The sequence below is a fragment of the Novosphingobium jiangmenense genome (genome assembly GCF_015694345.1).
Lineage (GTDB): Bacteria > Pseudomonadota > Alphaproteobacteria > Sphingomonadales > Sphingomonadaceae > Novosphingobium > Novosphingobium jiangmenense.
Window position 1 is genome coordinate 166,210 of the sequence record NZ_JADQDC010000008.1, and the last position, 20,869, is coordinate 187,078.

20 protein-coding genes and 2 tRNA genes are annotated in these 20,869 nt (G+C 64.8%); 13 read left to right on the forward strand and 9 right to left on the reverse strand.

The window, feature by feature from the left end; translation table 11 throughout:
- Nucleotides 1–64 precede the first annotated feature (64 nt).
- From I2488_RS12930 to I2488_RS12940, 3 genes are all read left to right on the forward strand, one after another.
- Nucleotides 65–1,387, forward strand: a complete 1,323-nt coding sequence (locus I2488_RS12930; RefSeq protein WP_196276224.1) for a replication-associated recombination protein A — start codon at nucleotides 65–67, stop codon at nucleotides 1,385–1,387.
- Nucleotides 1,384–2,256 carry a hypothetical protein gene (locus I2488_RS12935; protein WP_196276225.1) on the forward strand — a complete coding sequence of 291 codons (873 nt, stop codon included), beginning with the start codon at nucleotides 1,384–1,386 and terminating at the stop codon, nucleotides 2,254–2,256. The genes I2488_RS12930 and I2488_RS12935 overlap by 4 nt, the downstream gene beginning before the upstream one ends.
- A gap of 30 nt (nucleotides 2,257–2,286) precedes the next feature.
- Nucleotides 2,287–2,362, forward strand: a tRNA-Thr gene (locus I2488_RS12940).
- 6 nt (nucleotides 2,363–2,368) lie between these two features.
- On the opposite strand, the gene I2488_RS12945 is transcribed toward I2488_RS12940, so the two are convergent.
- Nucleotides 2,369–2,602 carry a hypothetical protein gene (locus I2488_RS12945; RefSeq protein ID WP_196276226.1) on the reverse strand — a complete coding sequence of 78 codons (234 nt, stop codon included), beginning with the start codon at nucleotides 2,600–2,602 and terminating at the stop codon, nucleotides 2,369–2,371.
- A 213-nt stretch (nucleotides 2,603–2,815) separates the two neighbouring features.
- On the opposite strand from I2488_RS12945, the gene hppD reads away from it, so the two are divergent.
- Together hppD and I2488_RS12955 are read left to right on the forward strand one after the other, a co-directional pair.
- A complete protein-coding gene (gene hppD / locus I2488_RS12950; protein WP_196276227.1) occupies nucleotides 2,816–3,934 on the forward strand; it encodes a 4-hydroxyphenylpyruvate dioxygenase in 1,119 nt (372 codons plus the stop codon).
- Nucleotides 3,931–4,473, forward strand: coding sequence for a VOC family protein (locus tag I2488_RS12955; RefSeq protein WP_196276228.1), 543 nt, complete (start codon nucleotides 3,931–3,933; stop codon nucleotides 4,471–4,473). The genes hppD and I2488_RS12955 overlap by 4 nt, the downstream gene beginning before the upstream one ends.
- On the opposite strand, the gene I2488_RS12960 is transcribed toward I2488_RS12955, so the two are convergent.
- Nucleotides 4,463–5,365 carry a LysR substrate-binding domain-containing protein gene (locus I2488_RS12960; protein WP_196276268.1) on the reverse strand — a complete coding sequence of 301 codons (903 nt, stop codon included), beginning with the start codon at nucleotides 5,363–5,365 and terminating at the stop codon, nucleotides 4,463–4,465. The genes I2488_RS12955 and I2488_RS12960 overlap by 11 nt on opposite strands.
- A 119-nt stretch (nucleotides 5,366–5,484) precedes the next feature.
- Between I2488_RS12960 and I2488_RS12965 the strand changes: the two genes are divergently transcribed.
- From I2488_RS12965 to I2488_RS12975, 3 genes are read left to right on the forward strand one after another with little or no spacing between them, the layout of a single operon-like run.
- Nucleotides 5,485–6,480: an aldo/keto reductase gene (locus I2488_RS12965; RefSeq protein WP_196276229.1), complete on the forward strand. Its 996-nt coding sequence runs from the start codon at nucleotides 5,485–5,487 to the stop codon at nucleotides 6,478–6,480.
- 20 nt (nucleotides 6,481–6,500) lie between these two features.
- Nucleotides 6,501–7,022: a (2Fe-2S)-binding protein gene (locus I2488_RS12970; RefSeq protein ID WP_196276230.1), complete on the forward strand. Its 522-nt coding sequence runs from the start codon at nucleotides 6,501–6,503 to the stop codon at nucleotides 7,020–7,022.
- Nucleotides 7,019–9,331, forward strand: coding sequence for a xanthine dehydrogenase family protein molybdopterin-binding subunit (locus tag I2488_RS12975; protein ID WP_196276231.1), 2,313 nt, complete (start codon nucleotides 7,019–7,021; stop codon nucleotides 9,329–9,331). Before I2488_RS12970 ends, I2488_RS12975 begins: the two co-directional genes overlap by 4 nt.
- A 3-nt stretch (nucleotides 9,332–9,334) precedes the next feature.
- On the opposite strand, the gene I2488_RS12980 is transcribed toward I2488_RS12975, so the two are convergent.
- The 3 genes from I2488_RS12980 to I2488_RS12990 form a co-directional block, all read right to left on the reverse strand.
- Complete coding sequence (locus I2488_RS12980) at nucleotides 9,335–10,669, reverse strand: family 1 glycosylhydrolase (protein WP_196276232.1); 1,335 nt, start codon at nucleotides 10,667–10,669, stop codon at nucleotides 9,335–9,337.
- 74 nt (nucleotides 10,670–10,743) lie between these two features.
- The gene (locus I2488_RS12985; protein WP_196276233.1) at nucleotides 10,744–13,122 is read right to left on the reverse strand and encodes a TonB-dependent receptor; all 2,379 of its coding nucleotides are present in this window, start codon (nucleotides 13,120–13,122) and stop codon (nucleotides 10,744–10,746) included.
- A gap of 76 nt (nucleotides 13,123–13,198) precedes the next feature.
- Nucleotides 13,199–13,336, reverse strand: coding sequence for a hypothetical protein (locus tag I2488_RS12990; RefSeq protein ID WP_196276234.1), 138 nt, complete (start codon nucleotides 13,334–13,336; stop codon nucleotides 13,199–13,201).
- 231 nt (nucleotides 13,337–13,567) lie between these two features.
- On the opposite strand from I2488_RS12990, the gene I2488_RS12995 reads away from it, so the two are divergent.
- Nucleotides 13,568–14,209: a TetR/AcrR family transcriptional regulator gene (locus tag I2488_RS12995; RefSeq protein ID WP_343071068.1), complete on the forward strand. Its 642-nt coding sequence runs from the start codon at nucleotides 13,568–13,570 to the stop codon at nucleotides 14,207–14,209.
- An 18-nt stretch (nucleotides 14,210–14,227) separates the two neighbouring features.
- On the opposite strand, the gene I2488_RS13000 is transcribed toward I2488_RS12995, so the two are convergent.
- Together I2488_RS13000 and I2488_RS13005 are read right to left on the reverse strand one after the other, a co-directional pair.
- Nucleotides 14,228–14,740, reverse strand: coding sequence for a ferritin-like domain-containing protein (locus tag I2488_RS13000; RefSeq protein WP_196276235.1), 513 nt, complete (start codon nucleotides 14,738–14,740; stop codon nucleotides 14,228–14,230).
- Between the two features lie 147 nt (nucleotides 14,741–14,887).
- The gene (locus I2488_RS13005) at nucleotides 14,888–15,700 is read right to left on the reverse strand and encodes a ferredoxin--NADP reductase (RefSeq protein ID WP_196276236.1); all 813 of its coding nucleotides are present in this window, start codon (nucleotides 15,698–15,700) and stop codon (nucleotides 14,888–14,890) included.
- A 427-nt stretch (nucleotides 15,701–16,127) separates the two neighbouring features.
- On the opposite strand from I2488_RS13005, the gene sucC reads away from it, so the two are divergent.
- A complete protein-coding gene (gene sucC, locus I2488_RS13010; RefSeq protein WP_196276237.1) occupies nucleotides 16,128–17,327 on the forward strand; it encodes an ADP-forming succinate--CoA ligase subunit beta in 1,200 nt (399 codons plus the stop codon).
- Nucleotides 17,327–18,211, forward strand: a complete 885-nt coding sequence (gene sucD / locus I2488_RS13015) for a succinate--CoA ligase subunit alpha (protein ID WP_196276238.1) — start codon at nucleotides 17,327–17,329, stop codon at nucleotides 18,209–18,211. Before sucC ends, sucD begins: the two co-directional genes overlap by 1 nt.
- A 279-nt stretch (nucleotides 18,212–18,490) precedes the next feature.
- Here the strand turns inward: sucD and I2488_RS13020 are convergent.
- Nucleotides 18,491–18,580, reverse strand: a tRNA-Ser gene (locus I2488_RS13020).
- 176 nt (nucleotides 18,581–18,756) lie between these two features.
- Between I2488_RS13020 and hspQ the strand changes: the two genes are divergently transcribed.
- Nucleotides 18,757–19,137 carry a heat shock protein HspQ gene (hspQ, locus tag I2488_RS13025; RefSeq protein ID WP_196276239.1) on the forward strand — a complete coding sequence of 127 codons (381 nt, stop codon included), beginning with the start codon at nucleotides 18,757–18,759 and terminating at the stop codon, nucleotides 19,135–19,137.
- 33 nt (nucleotides 19,138–19,170) lie between these two features.
- Here the strand turns inward: hspQ and I2488_RS13030 are convergent, their stop codons facing one another.
- Nucleotides 19,171–20,049 carry an ABC transporter permease gene (locus I2488_RS13030; protein WP_214652368.1) on the reverse strand — a complete coding sequence of 293 codons (879 nt, stop codon included), beginning with the start codon at nucleotides 20,047–20,049 and terminating at the stop codon, nucleotides 19,171–19,173.
- Nucleotides 20,050–20,144: 95 nt separating this feature from the next.
- Here I2488_RS13030 and I2488_RS13035 point away from each other — a divergent pair, with 95 nt between their 5' ends.
- Nucleotides 20,145–20,840, forward strand: coding sequence for a GcrA family cell cycle regulator (locus tag I2488_RS13035; protein ID WP_196276240.1), 696 nt, complete (start codon nucleotides 20,145–20,147; stop codon nucleotides 20,838–20,840).
- The last annotated feature ends 29 nt before the right edge of the window (nucleotides 20,841–20,869 follow it).

The following is a 20,869-nucleotide window of genomic DNA, read 5'->3' on the forward strand; positions in this document are numbered from 1 at the left end:
ATCTTAATGGCATTCTGACAAGTGCCCCGTGCAATTTTTTCGCGCGCGCCCTATCTCGGCAGCGATGGCTGATCTTTTCGCCCCGCCGCCACAGGACCGCCCGCCGCCCGAAGCCAGCGCCGAAGCGCCGCTGGCCGACCGGTTGCGTCCGCATGACCTAAGCGAAGTGATCGGGCAGGACCACCTGACCGGCTCCGAAGGCGCGATCGGGCGCATGGTCGCGGCGGGCAAGCTGACCTCGATGATCCTGTGGGGTCCGCCGGGCACCGGCAAGACCAGCATTGCCCGTCTGCTCGCCGAGGCCGTCGGCATGCGCTACGTTGCGATCAGCGCGGTGTTCTCGGGCGTGGCTGACCTCAAGAAGGCCTTCGCCGAAGCCGAAGCCATGGCGCTGGCAGGCAGGCGCACTCTGCTGTTCGTGGACGAGATTCACCGCTTCAACCGCGCACAGCAGGACGGCTTCCTGCCCTTCGTCGAGAACGGCACGGTCACGCTTGTCGGGGCGACGACCGAGAACCCCAGCTTCGCGCTCAACGCCGCACTGCTCAGCCGCGCGCAGGTGCTGATCCTGCACCGCCTCGATGCAGCAGCGCTCGGCACGCTGCTGGACCGCGCCGAGGACATCACCGGCCTGCGCCTGCCCCTCACTCCGCCCGCCCGAGAAGCGCTGGTCGCCTCGGCCGATGGTGACGGGCGCTTCCTGCTCAACCAGGCGGAGATGCTGTTCGACGTATCGCTGCCCGCGCCGCTCGATCCCGAAGGGCTGGGCAAGTTCCTGATGCGGCGCGTGGCGGTCTACGACAAGGATCGCGAGGGGCACTACAACCTCATCTCGGCGCTGCACAAGGCGGTGCGCGGCTCCGATCCGCAGGCGGCGCTCTACTACATGGCGCGGATGCTGGTGGCCGGCGAAGAGCCGCTCTATGTGCTCCGGCGGCTGGTGCGCATGGCGGTGGAAGACATCGGCATGGCCGATCCGCAGGCGCTGGTGCAGTGCCTTGCCGCCAAGGATGCCTACGAATTCCTCGGCAGCCCCGAAGGCGAACTGGCGATCGTGCAGGCCCTGCTCTACATCGCGACCGCGCCCAAATCGAACGCGGCCTACGTGGCGCACAAGGCGGCGTGGAAATCGGCCCGCGACACCGGCTCGCTGATGCCGCCATCGAACATCCTCAACGCCCCGACCAAGCTGATGAAGGACATCGGCTACGGCAAGGGCTACCAGTACGACCACGATGCCGAGGACGGCTTTTCCGGCGCGAACTATTGGCCAGAAGGCATGACCCCGCAGACCTACTACGCGCCGGTCGAGCGCGGGTTCGAGCGGGAGGTGGCCAAGCGCCTTGAATGGTGGGACCGCAAGCGTCGCGAGCGCGGGGGCGAATGAGTCCTGACCGCTTCGGCCATTTCATTGCCATTGATTGGTCTGGCGCGGCGGGAGAGCGGCACAAGGGCATCGCGCTGGCCATGGCCTCTCGCGGCAATGCCGCCCCGATGACCATCCGTCCGGGACACCGCTGGTCGCGCACCGAAGTGCTGGAGTACCTGCGCGACGATCTGCCCGGCGACGCGCTCGTCGGCATGGATCTCGGCATCTCGTTGCCGTTCGCGGACCGCGGCGGGTTCTTTCCCGGATGGGCCGAAACGCCAGAAAATGCGCGTGAACTCTGGGCACTGATCGACGACATCTGCGCCGATGAGCCCCACCTCGGCGTCTCGGCGCTGGTCGATCACCCGGACCTCTCCGCCTACTTCCGCCGCCACGGTGGGCGGGAGGGCGCCCGGTTCGGCGGTGGTCAGGGAAGGTTCCGCGTCACCGAGGCGGCGCAGCGGCGGATGGGCTGCAAGCCCTACTCCAACTTCAACCTCGTCGGCGCGGCACAAGTCGGCAAATCAAGCCTCTCGGGGATGCGCCTGCTGCATCGGCTGGAGGGACGAGCCAGCGTCTGGCCGGTAGACGGCTTGCCCGACAAGGGACCGGTCATCTGCGAAATCTACACGACGATCGCGGCGATGGCCGCAGGCCGCACGGCATCGCGATCAAAGATGCGCTCAGCCGCAGAACTGAACGAGGCACTGCACGCGCTCGGCTCTGCTCCGTCCGGTCTGGCGGGGCCGCTGGACGACCATACTTGCGACGCGCTGGTTACCGCTGCCTGGTTGAGAAACGCCGCGCAAGATCCCCGTCTCTGGCACCCGCGCGAACTTTCGGACGAAATTGCCCGCACCGAGGGCTGGACGTTCGGGGCCCACTAACGCTAGGGAGCGCTACGCGCAGCGCGCAACGCCGGCTTAGCTCAGTTGGTAGAGCACCTGATTTGTAATCAGGGGGCCACGGGTTCGAATCCTGTAGCCGGCACCATTTCCCCTACCGATCATTCGCGGCAACGCGCGCGAGCGTGCGCTCGATGCGTTGCAGATGCTCTTCCTGAAGCGCTCTTATCTCGTGATAGAGTGTGGCGAGTTCCGGGGAATCGACCGCCGCCGCAAGGTCGGACAGCGTCAGGTCCGGCTGATCGGACATGCCGAATGCCTGGCGCAGGTGCGAGGCAATCTCGCGCAAGCGCTGCGGATCGGTGTGCGGCATGATCGCTCCGGACATGGAGGAGCCATACCATAAGTTTGGCCGACAACGAATATTCTGGTGGCATCACGGCTCATCCGTGGCCCGTTTCGGCTCGTCTCAAGGACATCTCGGAAGGTGTCCATTGCCACTGGCGCAAAGAATCGATGGGACTTCCCACTTCAAATCTGGTATACAATGAAACCAGTTTGACGAAACGCAGCCTTGCCTGCGAGTCCATCGGAGATTCCATTGAACCAGTCCCCAACCTCTGCCGACCTGTTCGAAAACCCGCTGGGCCTCGACGGGTTCGAGTTCATCGAGTTCTCTGCGCCCGACGCCGGCAGCCTGGAACCGGTGTTCGAGCGGATGGGCTTTACCCATATCGCCAATCATCGCTCCAAGGCCGTGCAGCTGTGGCGGCAGGGCGGGATCAACCTGATCGCCAACTACGAACCGCGCAGCCCGGCTGCCTACTTCGCCGCCGAGCATGGTCCTTCGGCCTGCGGCATGGGCTGGCGGGTGCGCAATGCGGCCAAGGCCTATGCCACGGCACTTGAACGCGGTGCCGAGCCGGTCGAGGTGCGCACCGGGCCGATGGAACTGCGCCTGCCCGCGATCCGCGGCATCGGCGGATCGATCATCTACCTGATCGACCGCTATGAAGGTGCGCCGCAGGGCGACCTGTCGATCTATGACATCGATTTCGAGTACCTGCCCGGCGTCGATCGCCACCCGGTCGGCGCGGGCTTCCACACCATCGATCACCTCACGCACAACGTCTATGGCGGGCGCATGGCGCACTGGGCGGCGTTCTACGAGCGCGTGTTCGGCTTCCGCGAGATCCGCTACTTCGACATCAAGGGCGAATATACCGGACTCACCAGCCGCGCCATGACCGCGCCCGACGGCAAGATCCGCATCCCGCTCAACGAGGAAGCAAAAGCCGGCGGCGGCCAGATCGAGGAATTCCTGCGGGCCTACAATGGCGAGGGCATCCAGCATATCGCCTTTGCCTGTGACGACCTGATCGGCGGATGGGATCGTCTCAAGGCGACCGGCACGCCCTTCATGTCGCCCCCGCCCGACACCTATTACGAGATGCTCGACGAGCGCCTGCCCGGCCATGGCGAGCCGGTGGATGAACTGAAGTCGCGCGGCATCCTGCTCGATGGCTCGACCGAGGCCAACGACCCGCGCCTGCTGCTGCAAATCTTCTCCGAAACCCAGATCGGCCCGGTATTCTTCGAATTCATCCAGCGCAAGAAGGACGAAGGTTTTGGCGAAGGCAACTTCACCGCACTGTTCCAGTCGATGGAGCGGGACCAGATGCGCCGGGGCGTCCTGAAAGTCGAGGAGACGGCGGAATGATCCCGCAGATCAAGCGCATCCACCACGTCGCCTATCGCTGCCGCGACGCCAAGGAGACCGTCGCGTGGTACGAGCGCGTGATGGGCATGCGCTACACCACCGCCTTCGCCGAGGACAAGGTGCCCTCGACCGGCGAGGACGATCCCTACATGCACGTCTTCCTCGATTGCGGCGGGGGCAATGTGCTGGCCTTCTTCGAGCTGCCCAACCAGCCCGAGATGGGCAAGGACCCGAACACCCCGGCATGGGTGCAGCATCTGGCGTTCGAGGTGGAGGACGAGGCGGCATTGCAGGCGGCCAAGGCGCATCTCGAGGCCGAGGGCATCGAAGTGCTTGGCCCCACCTACCACGGCATCTTCCGCTCGATCTATTTCTTCGATCCCAATGGCCACCGTCTGGAACTGGCCTGCAACATCGGCACCGCAGAGCAATATGCCGAACTGGCCGACCTTGCGCCGGTGATGCTCGAGGAATGGAGCCAGACCAAGCGCGCGCCGCGCCACGCCGAGTGGCTGCACAAGGACCCCGCTATCGCGTAGCCCGAGCCCGCAGTTCGTCGAGCACCACGCGGAACGCGGGCGAGTGGTTGCGGCGGTTGGGATAGTAGAGGTGGTGTCCGGCAAATGGCGGGCACCAGTCCTCCAGCACGCGGACCAGCCGCCCCGTCGCGACATGCCCCAGCAGGGCCTGGTCCTCGATCACGCAGGCGAGGCCATGGCCGCCGAGCGCGGCGTTGATCGCCATCGCGCTGTCGTTGACGACGACCGGCCCGCCCACGCGCACGTTGAGCGCCTGGCCGTCGCGCTCGAACTCCCAGGCATAGAGATTGCCGCGCGTGGCCATGCGCAGGTTGATGCAGCGATGGGCGGTGAGCTCGCGCGGGGTCTGCGGCACCGGATGCTGTGCGAAGTAGGCTGGCGATCCGACCACGGCGAGGCGCAGATCGGGGCCGATGCGGACAGCAATCATGTCCTTCTCGACGCTCTCGCCAAGGCGCACCCCGGCATCGAAACGATCAGTCACGATGTCGGTCAGGGCACCGTCGATCGACAGTTCGACCTCGATGTCAGGGTAACGCGACAGCACGGCATCGACCGCAGGCCAGAGCAGCGTTTCGGCCGCATGGCGACTGGTGGTGATGCGCACCAGTCCGGCCGGCGTCCCCCGGAACGCCGCCAGCGCTTCGAGCGAGCCACGGATGTCGCCGAGAGCGGGGAGCAAGGTCGCCAGCAGGGTTTCTCCTGCCTCGGTCGGGCTGACGCTGCGGGTGGTCCGCGCAAGCAGGCGCAGGCCAAGCTGCTCCTCAAGCCTGCGCATGGCATTGCTCACCGCCGATTGCGACGTCGACAGACGCGCAGCAGCGCGGGTGAAGCTGCGTTCTTCCGCCACGGCGACAAACACCGCCAGATCACCGAGGGCGTCGCGCACGATTTATCCGATTGCAATATAGGTTCATGTCGAAACCATGATCTAATCGAATGAGTGGAAGTGGTCTATGTCCTTGTTCAGCGGTGGCGAGCAGATCGCCTGACAAGCAAGGAACCCTTCACGTGCAGCAAAGAACCCTCGGCCAGTCCGGCCTTACCGTCTCCGCCATCGGCTATGGCTGCATGGGGCTGGACTTCGGCTATGCCAGCAAGGTTTCCCCCGCGGATGGCATCGCGCTGATCCGGGCGGCGGTTGAACGCGGCGTAACCTTCTTCGACACTGCCGAAGTATACGGCCCCTGGACCAACGAAGCGATGGTCGGCGAAGCGCTCGAACCGTTCAAGGGGCAAGTGGTGATCGCCACGAAGTTCGGGTTCGACATCGACCCGGACACCGGCGCGATGCGCGGCACCGACAGCCGTCCCGAGCAGATCCGCCGCGTGTGCGAAGCCTCGCTCAAGCGCCTGCGCGTCGACACGCTCGATGTCTTCTACCAGCACCGCGTCGATCCGAAGGTCCCCATCGAGGACGTTGCGGGCGCGGTCCGCGATCTGATTGCCGAGGGCAAGGTGCGCCATTTCGGCATGTCCGAGCCGGGTGCTGCCACGCTGCGCCGCGCCCATGCCGTGCAGCCGCTCAGCATGCTCCAGAACGAATACTCGCTGTGGACACGGCAGGTGGAGACCAACGGCATCCTCGAGACTTGCACGGAACTTGGCATCGGGCTGGTGCCTTACTCGCCGCTGGGCAAGGGCTTCCTCGCCGGCGGAATCACCAGCGCTGAGCACGTGGCGCAAGGCGATTTCCGGGCCACCCTGCCCCGCTTCCAGGCCGATGCCATTGCCCACAATCTCAAGCTGCTCGATCTGGTCAAGAGCATCGCTGCCCAGCACGAGGCAACGCCTGCGCAGATCGCGCTCGCCTGGCTGCTGGCGAAAGCGCCGTTCATTGTGCCGATCCCCGGCACCACCAAATTGCACAGGCTGGAAGAGAATCTCGGCGCTGCAGATATCGTGCTGACGCAGCAGGATATTGCGGATATCGAGGCGCTGCTGGCCACCGTGACAGTTGAAGGCGCGCGCTATACGCCGCAGGGTGAAGCTGCCACCGGGCTTTGAGCGAGAGGATTCCAAGGGGCATGACCAAGATCGTCGTCAACGGGCAGCAGCGCGAGGTGAAGGCCTCGCCGGACACTCCGCTGCTCTATGTGCTGCGCAACGAACTGGGCGTGATGGGCGTCAAGTTCGGGTGCGGGCTCGCGCAGTGCGGCGCCTGTTCGGTCCTGCTCGGCGACGAGGAAGTGCGCGCCTGCGTCACGCCGGTCGCGGCGGTCGAAGGCAAGCCGGTGACCACGGTTGACGGCCTGCCTGCGCGCTGGGCCGAGAAGAAGGGCCTCGCCCCCGATCCGCAGCGCCTCCACCCGGTCCAGCAGGCCTGGGTCGACGAACAGGTGCCGCAGTGCGGGATCTGCCAGTTCGGCATGATGATCAAGGTCACGGAATTGCTCGAGGCGAACCCCAAGCCGACCGACGCAGACATCCGTGAGGCACTGACCAGCTCCGGCCCCTCGCCCCACCTCTGCCGTTGCGGCAGCTACGCAGCCATCCTCGAAGGCGCGCACCGCGCAGCGAAGCTGATGGCCGAAGGAGGCGCAGCATGAGCGCGACGCTCGACTTTCACGGCGCCCGCCTTTCGCGCCGCGCGTTCATCGGGACCGGCGGAGCGCTCGCCGTGGCGGTCAGCCTGCCGGTCAAGTCTGCGGCGGCCGCTGCGCCCGCATCGCTCGATGCCGCAACCCCCGCCAGCTGGATCGAACTCAAGGCCGACGGCACGGTCACCATCCGCACCGGAAAGTGCGATTTCGGCCAGAGCAGCGTCAACACCGCCTATCGCCAGATCGTCGCCGAAGAACTGTGCGTCCCGCTCTCGGCGATGACCACCGTCATCACCGGCGATACTGATCGCACGCCCGATGGCGGCGGCACGTTCTGGCTGCTGGGCTATGTCCAGAACCTGCGCAAGGTTGCCGCCTACATGCGCGAAGCCGCGCTCGAACTGGCCGCAGGCAAGCTTGGCGTCGACCGCAAGGCCTTGAGCGTGAAGGACGGCGTGATCTCGGGCGGCGGCAAGGCGATCAGCTATGCCGATCTCGTCAAGGGACAGGATCTCAAGCTGACGATCCCGGTCGAGGGCGAACTGACCAGCCCGATGGGCCTCACGGTCAAGGGCGAACCGCCGATGAAGCCGGTGTCGGAATACACCATCATCGGCAAACCCTCGGCCAACCCGATGACCCGGCCAAAGGTCTCGGGCGAAGCGGTCTGGGTCGGTGACGTCAAGCTGCCGGGCATGCTCCACGCCCGCGCGATCCACCCGGCAACGCTCGGCTCGAAGCTGGTCAAGGCCGGCAAGCTTGATGGTGCGCAGTTCCCGGGCGCGCGACTGGTGACGATCGGCAACCTGCTCGCCGTGGTCTCGCCCGACGAGTGGGAAGCCGTGCAGGCGGCGCAGGCCGTCGCCGCCGAAACCAGGTGGAGCGACTGGCAGGGCCTGCCCGGCCATGAAGGGCTGGCAGACCATCTGCGCTCGAAGGCCGACTGGACCACGTTCCCGTCACGCAATGGCGCGGCCAACAAGGGCGAGCCGGAAAAGGTGCCTGCCGCGCGCGAGCACAAGGCATCGTACTTCTTGCCCTATCACAAGCACGCCCCGATCAGCCCGATGGTGACGCTGGCCGATTACCGCCCGGACGGCTCGGTCACGCTGCACACCCTCAGCCAGAACCCGCAGCACCTGCGACACATGATCGCCAAGATGCTGAGCGTCGGCGAGGACAAGGTGGTGGTCCGCACCTATCCCGGTTCGGGCCACTACGGCCGCTCCAACGGTGGCAGCGCAGGAAGCGAGGACGAAGCCGTTCTCCTTTCGCGCGAACTGGGCCGGCCGGTGCGCGTCCAGTGGATGCGCGCTGACGAGATGCAGTGGACCACGCAATCCTCCTGCGCGCTCGCCGACATCGCGATCAAGCTCGACAAGGATGGCCGCATTGCAGGCTACGCCGCCGAACATCGCGTACCGCCGATGCAGGATGACCGCCTTGTCGGTGCGATCCTTGCAGGCCTGCCGGTGATCGATTCCCCTGCCCCGGTCACCAAGGACCTTTTCCAGAACGGCGTCAACGAGATGCAGGACATCTGGGTCTACGCCAACGTGCCCGCTGTCCGCGAAAAGGCGATGAGCACTTGGCAGATCGGCGAGAAGGAATCGCCGATCGCAGTGGGCCTGCGTGACCATTCGATGCGCACGCCGATCCAGTTCCAGCAGAACTTCCCGCGCGAACTGGCGATGAGCGAGGCCGCGATGCTGGCGGGCAAGGACGCGCTGCAGTTCCGGCTCGACCACGTCACCGAACCGCGCTTCAAGGCGATCATCGAGAAGCTGCGAGCCGAGTCCGGGTGGGACAGCCGTCCCTCGCCCGCTCCCGGCGCGCGCGCCAGCGGCCAGGGCGTGGTCAAGGGCCGCGGCATGTCGATCATGCTGCGCGACAACGGCTACTGGGCCTGCGCCGCGCACGTTGCGGTCACGCCGGAGACCGGTGAGGTCAAGGTCGAGCGGATGACGATGGTTGCCGACGTCGGCATCGTCATCAATCCGCTGCAGTTGCGCCGCCAGATCCAGGCGGGCTGCCTGATGGGCGTCAGCCAGGCGCTGCACGAGGAAGTCAGCTTCGATCAGAGTGCGATCACCGCGGCCGACTGGGCGAGCTACCCGATCCTGACCATGGCCGAAGCGCCCGAAATCAAAGTGGTGTTCGAAACCAATCTTGCTGCGGGCAATTACGGCCAGGGTTCGGAAAGCGCCAACGCGCTGGCAGGCCCGGCGATAGCAGCAGCCGTGCTCGACGCCACCGGCAAACCGGTACGCCGCCTGCCGCTTCGACCGGAATACGTCAAAGAGGCGCTGGCCTGAAAGCTAGATCGAGTTCCTTCGCGCGATCGAGCCCAGCACTTCGGCGCTGGGCTTCGCCGTGCGCTTGAAGGTTTCGCGGTCGAACCAGTGCAGGCCGAAGCGGTGGTGATAGCCAAAGCCCCACTCGAAGTTGTCGATCAGCGACCAGTGGAAGTAGCCGCGCACCGGCACGCCATCGTCCATCGCGCGCTTCAGGTCCGCGAGTGCGGCAGGGATCAACCACTGGCGCAGGGCATCGTCGTCTGAATTGACGCCGTGCTCGGTGACATAGACCGGCAGCTTGGTCACCTCGTAGGCATACCGGACCGCGCCCGCCAGCGACCCCGGCCAGACTTCCGCGCCTCCGGTGTTGCGCTTCGCATCGGCAGGCGGCGGCAGCGCGCCCTTGTCGTTCCACACCTTGCGCTCGTAGTTCTGTACGCCGACGAATTCGCAAGTGTCGCGCGCCAGGCGCAGCCACTCGTTGTAGTAACGCTCGCGGATCTGGTCGCGCATCGAGTTCCTGCCGACCGCCTGATCATCGATCATCGCGAGGCTCACGCCCACAGGCAGGTCGGGCCGCACCGCCTTGATCGCGGCTAGGCCACGGCGATGGCCTTCCATCATGTTGGCGCGGTAGGTCTTCGGGTCCTTGATGTAGAGCGAGACGCCCGGCGTATAGAGCGGCACGCCGAGCTGCTTTGCAGCGGCTTCCTGCGTCGCCTTGTCGCCCGCCACCAGTTGCGGCGGCAGGATCTCGCCGATCACGCCCGCAAGGTTCGGCTCGTTGAGCGTGGTCGCCAGTTCGATGCCCGAAGCCAGATGCCGTGCAGCACGATCGCAGAAGCGCGCGAACAGTGCGGGCGATTCCGGATTGTGCCAGCCGCCCTTGGCTGCGAACCAGCGCGGGGTGGTGAAGTGGTTGAAGGTGACGACCGGCTTGAGGCCACGCGCCCGACACCCTTCGATCATCGCCTTGTAGTGATCGAGCATGGCGTTGGAGAAATGCCCCTCGTCCGGCTCGATCCGCGCCCATTCCAGGCTGAAGCGATAGGAATTGAGGCCCATCCCCTTCACGAGGTCCAGATCGACCGGCCACAACTCGAAACTGTTGGCCGCATCGCCCGAGCGCTCGGCGAAGATCGTGCCGGGGACATTCTCGATCACCCACAGGTCGGCATTGAGGTTGTTGCCTTCGATCTGGTGCGCGGCGGTGGCGGCGCCCCACAGGAAGCCCTCGGGGAATTCGGGATCGAGCGGTTTGATCTTCGCTGCTCGCGCCGCTGCAAGACCGGGAGCGATCGCAACCGATGCACCGAGAGCTGCTACCGACGTCAGGAGGGTGCGACGATCAATCATGCTTCACTCCGGTTCCGTGCAAGCTAGCAGAAATAAACGGGGCCGCCACCCGAAGGCAGGGGCCCCTCAATGCATCAGAAATTGATGCCTGCACGCACGCCGATGGTGCGGACCGATTCAAAGCTGAAGCGCTGGTTCAGCGTCAGCACCGGCGGCGCAACGCCGACGGGGTTGGCATCGCCACCGTCAGACCCGATCGAGATCGGGCGGATCTCGTTCGTGCAGTTCTTGCAGAACAGGCTGATGTTCCAATTCTCGGCCTTCACGCCGGCACGAAGGTCGATCGTATCCCAGGTGGGGATGGTGAACGGTGCGCCGATGCCTGCCGACAGCGGCGAGCGGTGGTAGTAGCCGACGCCGAACTGCGCCTCGAGGCCTTCCGTGATCGGAGCGGCATATTCCGCGCTGAGCGTTGCGGTGAACTTCGAGGACAGCGGCAGCTGGTAGCCCTTGGCATTGAACGTGCCGACGAAGCCCGGCAGCGACGAGTTGATGTCTGCCTTGCAACCGCCGGTCGTCTGCGTCGGGTAGCACTGCGCGCCCGGATAGTCGTCGAACGTAGCATCGGCATAGGACGCCGAACCCGACAGGGTCAGGCCTTCGAAGGGCCGGGCCTGGAACGAGAAGTCGATGCCCTTGGTGGTGGCGGTTGCCGCATTGCCGAGCACGAAGGTGCGCAGCGCCTGAACGAAGGCCTGGACCTGCAGGTCATAGAACTTCGTGTAGAAGCCCGAGAGGCTGAAGGTCAGCGCGCCGTCGAGCGCCTTGCCCTTGATCCCCAGTTCGCCGCCGCGCGAGATTTCCGGACGGACCGCCAGGTCTGCATTGGGAGCAGGTGCCGTGTTCGAGAAGCCCGGGCCCTTGAAGCCTTCGCCGTAGAAGCCATAGACCATCAGATCAGGCGTCGCCTGCCAGTCGAAGCCGACCTTGTAGCTGAGGTCGGTGGCGTCGGTGGTCTGGTTGGTGACGTTGTTCTTGACGCCGAGCGTGACGAAATACTGGCCGAAGTTCTCGCGCAGGTTGATCTGCGCCTTCTCGTAGGTCAGGCGCGCGCCGGCCGTCAGCTTGAACGTATCGCTCAGCTGATAGCTGAGCTGGCCAAAGCCGGCATAGCTGTCGTTCTGCAGGCGATACTGGAAGTCCTGGCCGAGGAACGACGTATTGCTGACGCCGCAAGCCGGCGGCGGGCCCTGAGTGACCGTCGCGCCGATGCAGAACGGGAAGCCGCGCAGGATGAAGTCGGGAATGCCGGTGTTGCCGCCGCGGAAGCCGACGCTGCTGGAGACCGAGCGATAGTAGTAAAGCCCGAACTGACCGGACAGCGCATTGCCGGTCGGCAGCGCCAGGCGCAGTTCCTGCGAGTACTGGTCGTACTTCTGGTCAGCCCCGTTGTAGCTGAAGAAATTGAACGGGGTTTCGTCCGAGTCGAACTGGAAGTTGGTCTTGGCCGTCTTCCATGCCGAGATGCTGGTCAGCTCCATGCCGTTGGCAAACTTCAGGTTCACGTTCGCCTGAAGGCCGCCGGTGTCGCTGTCGCGATAGTTCGGAGCTTCGGCCGCAAAGTTGAAGTTCTCGCGTCCTGCAACGAGGCCGAAGGCCGGATACTGGCTGCCCGGGCCGAACTCGCGGAAGGTGATGTCGTAGCGGCCGGTCACGCCGCGCTGGCGGTTGTAGTCCCCGATCAGGTAGACCGAGAGCGCTTCGGTCGGCTCATAAAGGAACTTGGCTCGCAGGCCGAGGTTGGTCAGCCCGAGATCGTTGCGCACGGCGGGATTGACGTTGGAGACGGTGACCGGATCCTGATCGCTGTAGATCGCGTTGACGCGCAGCGCGGCCTTGTCGCCCACCGGCACGTTTACGGTCGAGCGCAGCTGGTAGCCGGTGCCGTCCTTGCCGGGACGGTAGCGCTGCAGGAGTTCGCCGTCGGCGCTCACGGACATTTCACCAAGCTTGGGCTTGTTGGTGGTGATGTTGACGAGACCGGCCGAGGCGTTCTTGCCGAACAGCAGGCCTTGCGGCCCGTTGAGCACTTCGACGCGCGCGATGTCGTAGAAGGCATTCGAGCCGAACTCGCGGTTGCCAAGCACCACGTCGTCGATGACCTGCGAGACGCTGGCCTCGACCGTGTTGGCGAACGTGGCAGTGCCGACGCCGCGGACCGAGAAGGTGTTGTCCTGCTGTACCTGCAGACTCGGCGCGAGCCTGGTCACCGCACTGAGGTCGTTCGCGCCGCGCTGGATCAGCTGCTCTGCGCCCACGACGGTGACGCTGACCGGCACCTTCAGCACGTTTTCGCTGCGGCGCTGGGCGGTGACGATGATTTCGCCGGGGGCAGCAGCTGCCTCGGCAGCCTGCTCGTCAGCCGCCTCGGCGAAGGCTGGTACGGATGAAAACAGCGCGATGGCTGCAACTGATGCCGACTGCACGAGCCGGGTCTTCCTGCTGATGTTCATGGATTATCCTCCCTGTGAACCTTGCGCGGGGTAGATCTTTGCCCCACCGGCCCGCGCGTCCGGTGCCCTTCCGCTGTCAGGGAAGGATGATCGTCGCGTGGCGGTCGTTGCAGACGATGGCGGGCTGAAATTCGGCCGGATGACCATGAAGTCTGGCCCGTGCGCAAAGTGCCGGTCCTGCGCCGGTCTGCGCCGTCCCTTCGTTCACGCTCATGGTGCGGTCGCTCGGGTGCCGGCGTGGCCGAGCGCGTCGTCCAGCGTCATGACCGTGCCGAAGTCATCAGTGTAGCTGTACAGCGAAATGCCGTGCCTGAAGCTGCTCACGCTTGCCTCTCCCATCGCGGCGGCGCCCCTATCGGGCAATTTAATCACCGCTCAATTGTCATCCTATTAATCGACGATCAATAAGATTGCAAGACAGGCATGTCCTGACCTTGCGCAATGGGTGCAAACCTCGCAAAAAGCGACGGCGATGACGGGCAAAACGGCAAATCGGGAACGACGGGGCAGGCCTTCGCACAGGGACGACCTGCGCAGCGAACTGCTTGCTGCAGCATGCGAATTTGTGGCGCGAGAGGGCCATGAAGGCCTGTCGATTCGGAAACTTGCCGAGGAGATCGGGGTGTCGCCTGGCGCCCCCTACCATCACTTCCCGGATCGCCGGTCGTTGCTGGTGGCAGTCGCGCTGGAAGGTTATCGCACAATGTTCGAGGCGAGCGAGCAGGCCGCGGCGGCCTCTACCGAAAGCGCGCTGTTCATCAACCTGCTACACTTCATCCGCTTTGCGGCAGCGAACTCGAACATGTTTACGCTGATGTACGAGAGCGAACTTGTCCGGCCGCGGCTTTCACCCGAACTCGCCGAGGCTCAGGACGTGGGATTTCGTCTGCTACGGAGCGAAGTCATCGCTGCCACGCAGCATCTCTCCGAGTACGAGCGATCCTTGCGCATCGCCACGATCTGGAGCGCAATCTTCGGCTTCGCGCTGCAGACGAACCGTGCCATGCTGCGCGGACAACCCATGGAGCCGATGCCGGACGAACTCGCACCAGAGATCGTCCGGCAGGCGCTCAGGCTGCTTGCCTGAAGTTCATGGCAGACAAGATCAGCCGCGCAACCCGTGCTTCAGGTCACGCATCTGGTCATGGCCTTCGCGCACCGAACCCCATGCCTCGTTGACCGCCTGGCGAGCCACGGCTGACAGGTCGGCGTTGTTCATCGCCGTCTCGAACTTCTCCTTGAGATAGTCCTCGCCGCGCTCGACCTCGTTGATGATCGCCTGATCGTCGCGGCCCATCACGGCCGACTTGAGGTCGACGAATGCGCGGTGGATCGCGCCCATCGTCGAACTGTCGTCTTCGGGATTGCCACCAAGTTGGCCGACTGCGGCCTGCAATTTGGTGACGACCGACTGCCGCTCGCGCGCCCGGTCAAGAAACAGGCGGCGATACTGTTCGTTGTCGAGGTCTTCGGCCGACTTCTGGTAGCCCTCCACGCTGTCCAGCAAGGTCGCGATCAGCGTGTTGAGGACAGTGACGTCACCATCGGGATCACCGCCGGTCGCATTCGCTCCGTTCATGGCAGGCGTGGCGGTGTAGTTGGTGTTGTTCGAATCCATCTGGAGCTCTCCATGCAGGGGTGTGCGCTCCCAACGGTCGGCGAGCCCTGCAGGGTCCAGTCATTTCAATTGGTCGAAGATCATCACAGCCGGTGCGCAAGGCGAACCGTCGATTTTTGACGGCGTGTGCATGTGCCGGGCGAAAACCTATCCCACGAAGGCCCGCTCGATCACGAAGTCCGCAGGCCGCGAGTTGGAACCCTCGACGAACCCGCGCTCTTCCAGCATCGCCGTGAGGCCCTTGATCATTCCCATGCTGCCGCACAGCATCACGCGGTCGGTTGCCGGATCGAGCGCTGCCGCCCCTTCCAGTCCCTCGAACAGCCGACCATTTTCGATCAGTTGCGGAATGCGCCCGGTGGTGTGGAACTCCTCGCGGGTGACGGTCGGCACGTAGATCAGCTGCAGCAGTGCCTGGTCCTGAACCAGCGGATCTCCCGCCAGATGGCCTTCCAGCTCCTCGCGATAGGCAAGGTCCGATACGTCACGCACGCAATGCACGACCACGACCTGCCCGAAGCGCTCGTAGATGTCGGGATCGCGCACCAGCGAAAGGAACGGGGCGAGCCCGGTACCTGTAGCGAACAGGAACAAGCGCTTTCCCGGCGTCAGTGCATCGGCGACGAGCGTGCCGGTCGGCTTGCGGCCCAGCAGCACCGGATCACCGATTTCGCAGTGCTGCAGACGGGACGTCAGCGGACCATCGGGGACCTTGATCGAAAGGAATTCGAGCTCCTCGCCCCATGACGGGCTGGCGATCGAATAGGCGCGCAGCAGCGGCTTGCCCTCGACCGGAAGGCCGACCATCACGAACTCACCCGACCTGAAGCGGAACGATGGCGGTCGCGTAATCGTGAAGCTGAACAGGTGCGCGTTCCAGTGGCGGACCGACTGGATCGTCTCGACGGTAAGCGTACTGGACTGGCCCAGCGCTGCCAGCGCGGCCTTGCGATCGCTCATCATGGAAAGGCATCCCCGTATCTGAGGGGCAGGGTCTGCAGTTTGTCCTGCAGGATAGTGTTTCCCTGATCATTCCAGAAACCACGAATCGCTGGCCAGAGGCGATATGAACTTTCGTGCAGGTAACGTAACGGAAATACGCGTTGCCGCAGTGCGGCATAGTTGCAAATCGGGGATTCGCAAGTTTGCGGAATTGCATTTGACAGGGCCTGCCCTGGAATGCACGGAGGCTGCGCGGAAGGCCGCGTGGCGAGCCTGTTCTGTCGGGAAAGTCCGTGCCAACGGTGTCTTCCGACCAGCCAATCGGCTGCAAGTGCAGGAACGCGAACGCACCTTTACGAACTTTGCACCAGTCCGGAAGGGCGGCAATTTCCAGCCTCCTGACCGCTGGTGATCGAGATGGCGCTCGGCGCCAAGGAGATGTTGAATGAACGTCCATGAGTACCAGGCGAAGGAACTGCTTGCGAAGTTTGGTGTCGGCATTCCTGCGGGGATTGCGGCGCTGACGGTTGAGGAAGCGGTTGCTGCGGCCAAGCAGCTTCCGGGGCCGCTTTACGTGGTCAAGGCGCAGATCCATGCGGGCGGTCGCGGCAAGGGCAAGTTCAAGGAACTGCCTGCCGATGCCAAGGGCGGCGTGCGCCTGGCCAAGAGCATCGAGGAAGTCGAGGCTTTCGCCAAGGAGATGCTCGGCAACACCCTCGTGACGGTGCAGACCGGCGAAGCGGGCAAGCAGGTCAACCGCCTCTACATCACGGACGGCGTTGATATCGCGAAGGAATACTACCTCTCGATGGTGGTTGACCGCGCATCGAGCCGCGTTGCCATGATCGTCTCGACCGAGGGCGGCATGGACATCGAGGAGGTCGCACACTCGACCCCTGAGAAGATCGCCACGATCACCATCGACCCGGCCGAAGGCTTCATGCCGCACCACGGCCGCGCCGTCGGCTATGCGCTGAAGCTGACGGGCGATCTCAACAAGCAGGCCGGCAAGATTGCCGAGCAGCTCTACAACGCCTTCGTGGCATTGGATTGCGACATGCTCGAGATCAACCCGCTGGTGGAAACCAAGGACGGCAACCTGCTGGTGCTCGACACCAAGATGAGCTTCGATTCGAACTCGCTGTACCGCCACCCCGACGTGATGGCGCTGCGCGACGAGACCGAGGAAGACCCGGCCGAGATCGAGGCGAGCAAGTACGACCTTGCCTACATCAAGCTCGACGGCAACATCGGCTGCATGGTCAACGGCGCCGGCCTTGCCATGGCGACGATGGACATCATCAAGCTCAACGGCGAATTCCCGGCCAACTTCCTCGACGTGGGCGGCGGCGCGACGACCGAGAAGGTCACCGCGGCGTTCAAGATCATCCTCAAGGACCCGGCGGTGAAGGGCATTCTCGTCAACATCTTCGGCGGGATCATGAAGTGCGACATCATCGCCGACGGCATCGTCGCCGCGGCCAAGGAAGTGAACCTCTCGGTTCCCCTCGTCGTCCGCCTCGAAGGCACCAACGTCCAGCAGGGCAAGGACATCCTCGCCAACTCGGGCCTGCCCATCGTCCCCGCCAACGACCTCGGCGATGCCGCCAGGAAGATCGTCGCTGAAGTCCGGAAGGTCGCATAATGTCCATTCTCGTCGACAAGAACACCAAGGTCATCACGCAGGGGATGACCGGCAAGACCGGCAGCTTCCACACGCAGGCCGCGCTTGATTACGGCACGCAGATGGTTGGCGGCGTGACGCCCGGCAAGGGCGGCACCAGCCACATCGGCCTGCCCCAGTTCGATACCGTGGCCGAGGCCAAGGCCGTGACCGGCGCGACCGCGTCGTGCGTCTACGTGCCGCCTTCGGGCTGCGCCGATGCCATCCTCGAGGCGATCGACGCCGAGATGGAACTGATCGTGGCGATCACCGAGGGCGTGCCCGTGCTCGACATGGTCAAGGTCAAGCGCGCGCTGTCGGGTTCGAAGAGCCGCCTGATCGGCCCGAACTGCCCTGGCGTGCTGACGCCCAACCAGTGCAAGATCGGCATCATGCCAGGGTCCATCTTCAAGGAAGGCTCGGTCGGCGTGGTCTCGCGCTCGGGCACGCTGACCTATGAAGCGGTGTTCCAGACCTCGGCCATCGGCCTTGGCCAGACGACCGCTGTCGGCATCGGCGGCGACCCGGTCAACGGCACCAACTTCATCGACGTGCTCGAGCTGTTCCTGGCCGACGAGGCGACCAAGTCGATCATCATGATCGGCGAGATCGGCGGCGACGCCGAGGAGCAGGCCGCGCAGTTCCTGATCGACGAGGCCAAGCGTGGCCGCAAGAAGCCGATGGCCGGCTTCATCGCGGGCCGCACCGCGCCTCCGGGCCGCCGCATGGGCCACGCCGGCGCCATCGTCTCGGGCGGCAAGGGCGACGCCGAAAGCAAGATCGCGGCGATGGAAGCCGCCGGCATCAAGGTCTCCGCCTCGCCCAGCCTGCTGGGCGAGACGCTGGCCGAAGTGCTGAAGGGCTGACGCTCAAAAGCTACCGCCCCCGCCAGATCAGCGGGGGCCGGTTGCAATCACGATGACCTCTGGCCCGGCGTGGATTTTCCGCGCCGGGCCTTTCTTTTGCACCGCCTCCGGTCCGGCGGTGCAAGTCTGGCGCGCTACATTGCTCCCCCGACCGCATACAACTGCGGACCATGGTCATGTCGAAGCAAAGCAGCCCGCCCCGGCAAACGGCGAACATCTGTCGAGCGACCGCTGGCTATGTCTTTTTGGCTGATGAGGCCTTCCTATGCGAAGGCCGATTGGCGGAGAGGGTGGGATTCGAACCCACGGTACGGTTGCCCGTACACCGCATTTCGAGTGCGGCGCATTCGACCACTCTGCCACCTCTCCATGGTGCCAATCTGGGTGCCGCAAAGGGCGTTCCCGGTCGAGGAAGCGCGCCGTTAGCGCATGGCGAGAGGCTTGCCAAGAGAAAAGCGGCTGCCTTTTTCCACAGGCCGCACAAGACTCGTGCCTTTGTGTGCAGGCCGCTTGTTTGCAGCGCAGCGTGGACCTATATTCCACATATGGACCGTGCGAGCTTCTTTTCGCCTCAGGCCGGACGCGATGTCTCGGCACCACCCGTTTCCTCGGCGCGCTTTTCGATCGGCGATGTCGTGCGTCACCGCATGTTCGGCTTTCGCGGCGTGGTTTTCGACATCGACCCCGTCTTCGCCAACAGCGAGGAATGGTACGAATCGATCCCCGAAGACATCCGCCCGTCGCGCGAACAGCCGTTCTACCATCTCCTCGCCGAGAACGACGAGAACAGCTACGTCGCCTATGTCAGCCAGCAGAACCTGCAGGCCGATGCCGAGGCGGGGCCGGTAGACCACCCCTCGCTCGACGAAATGTTCGAAGGCTTCCGCAACGGTCGCTACCGCCTGCGCCGCAGCCTGTCGCACTGATTGGAATGGGGAACCTGAAGAAGCCCCCTTCCCTCAGTTCTTGAGCTTCCAGCCGGACCGCAGCAGGTAATACAGCAGACCGGCAAGCACCACGTTCACCACGCCCAGCCCGATTGCCCCGTGCAGCACGGCAAGATTGGTGTCACCAATGTCGCTCTGCCCGAGGAAGCCGAAGCGGAAGCCCGAGATCACGTAGAAGATCGGGTTCATCCGGCTGACCGCCTGAAACGCCGGGGCAAGGTTGTCGATCACGTAGAACGTGCCCGACAGCATCGACAGTGGCGTGATCACGAAGTTGGTGACGGCCGCGTTGTGATCGAACTTCTCAGCCCAGATCGAGGTCAGCACGCCGACGATGGCGAGCAGGATCGATCCCATCAGCCCGAACCAGGCCACCGCCCAGGGATGCGCGACTTTGAGCGAAACGCCCGGCCACAACAGCATCGCCCCGGCCACGGCCAGACCGACCAGCATCGCTCGCGTCACTGCTGCGCCGACCAGCGCGGCCATCAGTTCGCCGGTCGAGATCGGCGGCATCAGGTAATCGACGATCGTCCCCTGGATCTTGCCGCCAAGCAGGCTGAAGCTCGAATTGGCGAAGGCATTGTTGATCATGCCCATCGCGATCAGGCCCGGTGCAACGAAGCTGGCGAAGTTCACGCCCAGCACCATCCGCCCGCCATTGGCCCCGCCGCCCAGTGCCAGGGTGAATATCATCAGATAAAGTAGCGTAGTCACCGCAGGAGCCCAGATCGTCTGGGTCTGGACCTTGAAGAAACGGCGGACCTCCTTCATATAGAGGGTCCACAGCCCCAGCCTGTTGAAGCCACGGAACACCGGTTGTCCGGGCGGGGTGAAGGTTCCGGCGTTGCGGGTAGTCGCCCCGTTGCGGGGTAGCGGTTGATTGGCCATGTCCATCGCGGTATCGCGCTGGCTCGCCATTGGCAAGTTTGCCGACCGGACACATTTTAACGGCCGGACTTCGGCTTTGAAGGATACGTGAAGGCATGAGCTGGACCGACGAGCGGATCGAGAAACTGACCAAGATGTGGGAAGGCGGTTCCACCGCCAGCCAGATCGCCGAAGAGCTCGGCGGCGTCAGCCGCAATGCCGTGATCGGCAAGGCCCACCGCCTCGGCCTCAAGGCACGTCCCTCTCCGGTCAAGGCCAACGAAAAGCCGGATGCCGCAGCAGCAGCCCCGGCACCCAAGGCGGCAAAGCCGGTCGCGCCGCCGCCCGAACCGAAGGTCGCAGCGCCGCGCCCGGCGCCAGCTCCGGTCGCCCCTGCACCCGCGCCGCGCGCAGCCGCTCCGGCTCCTGCGCCAGAGGCCAAGGCTGCCAGTGACGCCCCCGCACCTGCGCCGCAGCCGCGCATCGTTTCGGTCGGCCCCGGCGGCTTCCTGCGTCAGGGTCCCGGCGATCAGCAGGCGCCGATCCCGCCCGCCCCGCCGCGCCGCCTCGTGCCCGCACGCCCGAGCCCCGAGATTGCCGACAAGACCAGCCTGCTCGATCTCAACGATCGCATCTGCCGCTGGCCGATGGGCCACCCCGGTGAGCCTGACTTCCACTTCTGTGGTGACAAGGTGAATCCGGGCTTCCCCTATTGCGTGGACCATTGCGGCCGCGCCTATCAGGCACAGCTGCCGCGCGGCCATCGCCGCCCGCCGCCGCCGATGCCGTTCGGTGGCCCGCGCGTCCGCTGAAGCGGCGCTCAGGGCGAACACCTATCCCG

Excerpts from the sequence above, each read along its gene's own strand:
- I2488_RS12980 (WP_196276232.1), bottom strand. The coding sequence starts at position 10,669 with ATGATTGATCGTCGCACCCTCCTGACGTCGGTAGCAGCTCTCGGTGCA.
- I2488_RS13000 (WP_196276235.1), bottom strand. The coding sequence starts at position 14,740 with ATGGATTCGAACAACACCAACTACACCGCCACGCCTGCCATGAACGGA.
- sucD (WP_196276238.1), top strand. The coding sequence starts at position 17,327 with ATGTCCATTCTCGTCGACAAGAACACCAAGGTCATCACGCAGGGGATG.
- I2488_RS12930 (WP_196276224.1), top strand. The coding sequence starts at position 65 with ATGGCTGATCTTTTCGCCCCGCCGCCACAGGACCGCCCGCCGCCCGAA.
- I2488_RS13035 (WP_196276240.1), top strand. The coding sequence starts at position 20,145 with ATGAGCTGGACCGACGAGCGGATCGAGAAACTGACCAAGATGTGGGAA.
- I2488_RS12985 (WP_196276233.1), bottom strand. The coding sequence starts at position 13,122 with ATGAACATCAGCAGGAAGACCCGGCTCGTGCAGTCGGCATCAGTTGCA.
- I2488_RS12990 (WP_196276234.1), bottom strand. The coding sequence starts at position 13,336 with ATGAGCGTGAACGAAGGGACGGCGCAGACCGGCGCAGGACCGGCACTT.
- I2488_RS12970 (WP_196276230.1), top strand. The coding sequence starts at position 6,501 with ATGACCAAGATCGTCGTCAACGGGCAGCAGCGCGAGGTGAAGGCCTCG.
- I2488_RS12975 (WP_196276231.1), top strand. The coding sequence starts at position 7,019 with ATGAGCGCGACGCTCGACTTTCACGGCGCCCGCCTTTCGCGCCGCGCG.
- I2488_RS13030 (WP_214652368.1), bottom strand. The coding sequence starts at position 20,049 with ATGGCCAATCAACCGCTACCCCGCAACGGGGCGACTACCCGCAACGCC.
- I2488_RS13005 (WP_196276236.1), bottom strand. The coding sequence starts at position 15,700 with ATGAGCGATCGCAAGGCCGCGCTGGCAGCGCTGGGCCAGTCCAGTACG.
- I2488_RS12945 (WP_196276226.1), bottom strand. The coding sequence starts at position 2,602 with ATGTCCGGAGCGATCATGCCGCACACCGATCCGCAGCGCTTGCGCGAG.
- I2488_RS12935 (WP_196276225.1), top strand. The coding sequence starts at position 1,384 with ATGAGTCCTGACCGCTTCGGCCATTTCATTGCCATTGATTGGTCTGGC.
- I2488_RS12955 (WP_196276228.1), top strand. The coding sequence starts at position 3,931 with ATGATCCCGCAGATCAAGCGCATCCACCACGTCGCCTATCGCTGCCGC.
- hspQ (WP_196276239.1), top strand. The coding sequence starts at position 18,757 with ATGGACCGTGCGAGCTTCTTTTCGCCTCAGGCCGGACGCGATGTCTCG.
- sucC (WP_196276237.1), top strand. The coding sequence starts at position 16,128 with ATGAACGTCCATGAGTACCAGGCGAAGGAACTGCTTGCGAAGTTTGGT.